At 54.3% G+C, this 3,195-nt stretch carries 3 protein-coding genes; all 3 read left to right on the top strand.

What is annotated here, in order from left to right; genetic code table 11:
• On the top strand, nt 1-384 hold a 384-nt coding region (locus H6F43_RS08400; RefSeq protein WP_190342344.1), incomplete at its 5' end, for a pyridoxamine 5'-phosphate oxidase family protein.
• A 230-nt stretch (nt 385-614) separates the two neighbouring features.
• Entirely contained in the window at nt 615-2,156 is a 1,542-nt protein-coding gene (malQ, locus tag H6F43_RS08395) for a 4-alpha-glucanotransferase (protein WP_190342343.1), read from the top strand.
• Nucleotides 2,157-2,399: 243 nt separating this feature from the next.
• A partial coding sequence (locus H6F43_RS08390) for a Tex-like N-terminal domain-containing protein (protein WP_347272387.1) occupies nt 2,400-3,195 on the top strand: 796 nt, incomplete at its 3' end.

Here is a 3,195-nt window from a genome sequence, read left to right as displayed (position 1 = left end):
GACACCTTTTTCATTGCCAGCCTTCATCCCACTCATGGAGCGGATGCGTCTCATCGCGGTGGCTATCCTGGCTTTGTTCAAGTGGACTCCGAGCGTTTGGTGTTTCCCGATTATTCCGGCAACAACATGTTTAACACGCTAGGAAATTTGCAGGTGAATCCAAGTGCAGGATTGCTGTTTATCGATTTTGAGCAAGGACATACGCTGCAACTCACGGGCAGTGCCACGATCGTCTGGGAGCCGGAGCGGATTGCTACCGTTGCTGGAGCCGAGCGTCTAGTCGAGTTTCAGGTGCAGCAGGTGCAGCAAACCTCTTGCGCTAGCCGATTGCGCTGGCAGTTTGTTGAATACTCACCTGCCAATCCTCTGCTGAGCGGTCCTTGATTGTTGCTATCAGACCTCGTCAAGCGGTGCCGGAACTGGCTTGTATCAGCGGGCAATTAATGCGATTTTGCTAGCCACGTGCTGCCAGCTAAGCCGCTGGCAGCCGAATTTGGCGATCGTGGTTGGCTTGGCGGCTGGTGCCGTTGTTGCCCTGTTCAATCTTTCATCCGGTAGGTTTATCCTCTGGGACGGCGTGATACTGTCTAAGCAGCTTATTTCGCGACAGATTCATGACTCGTTCTCCCGTAACTCAGGCTCCGGTAAAGCTCCATCGGGTCAGCGGTCTTTTGCTGCATCCTACCTCGTTTCCCGGTCGGTTTGGCATTGGCGATTTAGGACCGGAGGCTCGGCAGTTTATCGACTTTCTAGCAGACTCAGGACAGCAGCTTTGGCAGGTGCTGCCGCTAGGACCGACAGGATTTGGCAACTCGCCATACATGTGCTACTCGGCGCTAGCAGGCAACCCAATGCTGATCAGTCCAGAGCGGCTGCGGCATGATGGATTGCTGGATGACGGTGATTTGGCTAATTTCCCGGAATTCTCACCCGATCGCGTTGAGTACGATCGCGTGGTAGCTGCCAAGACACCGCTGCTGCAAACCGCCTGCGAGAACTTCAAGCAGCGGGCAACCTCAGAGCAGCGATCGCAGTTTCAGCAGTTCTGCGACAGTAAAGCGTACTGGCTCGACGACTATGCGCTGTTTATGGCACTGAAGCGAGACCAGCAGGGGTCAAGCTGGCACACGTGGGAACCGGATCTGGCTCATCGCAAGCCAGAGGTGCTGGAACAGTACAGCCGTCGCCTCACCGCAGAGATCTTCTACGAGAAATTTTTGCAGTTTGAGTTCTTCTACCAGTGGTCGGAACTCAGACGCTATGCCAACTCTAAAAATATTCAAATTATTGGTGACATTCCCATCTACGTTGCTCACGACAGTGCCGATGTGTGGGCAAACCCTGAGAATTTTTCCCTAGACGAGACTGGAAAACCCGCGCTGATGGCAGGCGTGCCGCCCGATTATTTTAGTGAAACGGGTCAGCTTTGGGGCAATCCCGTCTACGAGTGGGAGCATTTGCAAAAGTCTGAGTTTCACTGGTGGGTGCAGCGATTCCGGGCAATGCTGGACTACGTGGACTTAATTCGCATTGACCACTTCCGCGGCTTTGAAGCATTTTGGGCGGTGGACCAAGGCGAGGAAACCGCGATGAACGGCAGATGGATCAAAGCTCCGGGCATGGAGTTCTTTGAGGTGCTGCGAGAGAAGCTGGGCAAGCTGCCAATTTTGGCAGAGGATTTAGGCGTAATCACACCGGAAGTCGAAGAATTGCGCGATCGCTTCGAGTTTCCTGGCATGAAAATTCTGCAATTTGCCTTTGGTTCGGACCCTGGAAATCCCTATTTGCCGTTTAACTTCTCGCGCAACAGTGTTGTCTACACGGGCACCCACGACAACAACACAACCGTAGGCTGGTTCGAGAGCCTCTCGTCCCATGAGCGAGAGAACGTCCTGGGTTATCTGGGCTGTACCAGTCCCGAAGGCATTCACTGGGACTTGATTCGCCTTGCGCTGAGTTCGATCTCTAACACGGCTATTATTCCGGTGCAAGACCTACTTGGCTTTGGCAGCGACGCCCGCATGAACGTTCCTAGCAAAGCCGAAGGCAACTGGCAATGGCGCTATCACTCGCATGCTCTAACATCAGAAATCCGCGATCGGCTCTGCAAGCTGACAAAACTATGTGGGCGTGCACCAGCCCACTGGGGTCATTAGCTATTAGCGGCTAGTTTCCAGTAGGAGACACGAGCCAGAAGTCTTGTTTCTTGCGGGACAGCTTGCGGAGTAAATCAGGGGTAAATTCTGCGGCATAGCTATCCTACCTGTCTAAGACAGTCGAGACGGCTATGCCATTTGAAGTTATTGAGTCATCGTTCCAAGGCGAATCCAGTAGAAGTCGCTGCTGGTCAAGCGTGGGGAACGATCGTCTATTCTGAAAAAGACCCCAGATTAGACCGTATGCTCAACATTTCCCACCATCTGGCTGACGAGCTTTCCCTCCGACCTGCCCAGATTACGAACGCCCTAGAACTGTTTGCAGAAGGCGCAACCGTCCCTTTCATCGCCCGCTACCGCAAAGAGCGCACAGGCGAAATGACCGAAACCCAACTGCGCGAACTGCTCGATCGTCACACCTACCTGACCGAGTTAGAGGAGCGCAAGCAGACCGTTTTATCGGCGATCGAGCAGCAGGGCAAGCTGACGCCAGATTTGCGATCGCAGATCGAGGCTTGCTTGCTGAAGCCCGAACTAGAAGATCTGTACCTGCCGTATCGCCCTAAGCGCCGCACGCGGGCAACGATCGCTAAAGAAAAAGGACTGGAACCGCTGGCGACGTGGATTCGGCTACAGAATCTGCCGACTGCGAAGCCGCAGTCCTTGGAGAGCGAAGCCGCTCGGTATGTGTCGGCAGAAAACGGCGTCGAAACTGCAGAAGCCGCACTAAAAGGAGCGTCGGATATTCTGGCAGAATCGGTGGCGGAAAACGCAGAGCGACGTGCCTATCTGCGTGAGTTTTTGCTGGAGTCGGGCGTGTGGGTGTCGCACATTAGCGCGAAACACCCAGAAGGCTCGACAAAATTTGAGATGTACCGCCGCTATCGATCAAAGGTGAGCACGATCGCGTCCCACAATCTGCTGGCGCTGTATCGTGGGGAAGCCGAAGGGATTCTGGATGTCGAACTGGAGTTCGACGAGACGGCAGTGCTGGGCTACCTGGAGTCGCAGGAAATCCACACGAAAAACCCAGCGGTGC

It is taken from the genome of Leptolyngbya sp. FACHB-36, from assembly GCF_014695955.1.
GTDB lineage: Bacteria > Cyanobacteriota > Cyanobacteriia > Leptolyngbyales > Leptolyngbyaceae > FACHB-36.
This window is presented reverse-complemented; position numbering and strand designations above follow the sequence as displayed.

Coding starts and splice junctions, on each gene's coding strand:
- malQ (WP_190342343.1), top strand. CDS start 615: ATGACTCGTTCTCCCGTAACTCAGGCTCCGGTAAAGCTCCATCGGGTC.